Source organism: Sphingomonas sp. CCH15-F11 (assembly GCF_001557005.1).
Lineage (GTDB): Bacteria > Pseudomonadota > Alphaproteobacteria > Sphingomonadales > Sphingomonadaceae > Sphingomonas.
Genome location: NZ_LSKG01000008.1, coordinates 1 through 1,014 on the forward strand (window position 1 = coordinate 1; position 1,014 = coordinate 1,014).

At 67.9% G+C, this 1,014-nt stretch carries 1 protein-coding gene; it reads right to left on the bottom strand.

What is annotated here, in order from left to right:
• Positions 1 to 288: 288 nt before the first annotated feature.
• Entirely contained in the window at positions 289 to 864 is a 576-nt protein-coding gene (locus AX709_RS01140; RefSeq protein ID WP_066212936.1) for a recombinase family protein, read from the bottom strand.
• Between the last annotated feature and the right edge of the window lie 150 nt (positions 865 to 1,014).

A 1,014-nucleotide genomic window follows, 5' to 3' on the forward strand; every position in this document is an offset into this window, starting at 1 on the left:
TCACGCGCGTCGTGCTCGCCAGCGCGCACCTGAACCACGATCCCGGCGACAACCGACCGCGCAACCTCGCTGCGCTCTGCCAGCGGTGCCATATGCGCCACGACGCTGGCGAGCATCGCCGGCGCCGCCGGCGCAACGCCTTCCGGGTGCGCGCGATCGGCGACCTGTTCGCCTGATCGACGATCCCCTGCCTGCCTGCCTGCCTGCCTGCCTGCCTGCCGGGCCGTGGGCCAAGCCCCAAGGGTTGGGTGGGTGGAAGAAAGACGCGGCCGACAATGACGGCCTCCATTACACCTGCGCGACCACCGAGCTGCGCCCACCCGGTATGTGCCGGTAGAGCGTCGACGGCTGCACCCCGAGCTGCGCTGCCACCTCCTCGACGGCGATGGTCGGGTCTGCGAGCATCGCCTTGGCGCGCTTGATCTCCGCCGGTCCCATCGCCGGCTTGCGCCCGCCGCGTCGCCCCAACGCCTTCGCCTGGGCAAGTCCGGCGTGGGTGCGCTCTAGCGTCAGCTCGCGCTCGAACTCGGCGACGGCCGCGAAGACGTGGAAAACGAGCCGCCCGCCGGGGCTGGTGGTGTCGATGGCCTGGGTGAGCACGCGAAGGCCAATCTCGCGCTTGGCGAGATCTTCGGCCGTCTCCACGAGCTGCCGGACGGAGCGCGCCAGCCGGTCGAGCTTCCACACCACAAGGGAATCACCGGCGCGGATGTAATCTAGCGCGGCCCTCAATTCCGGTCGATCGCGCTGCGCGCCCGATGCCTTTTCGGTGAACACGCGTTCGCACCCGGCCGCATGGAGCGCGTCGATTTGTAGGGCAGGGGACTGATCCCTGGTGGAAACACGGGCGTAACCGACGAGCAAGGGCGTTCTCCGAGAACTCGACGCGAACTAGCCCGATTTCGAAGAAGGAAACAAGGTACGGTTTCGAGAGGCGAAATGGCCGCTGCGCGGCTGCTTGTAAACGCTCGCGCTAAGTGGCGGCATTCTGATCGCGCTATTTGTCGGCGAGCG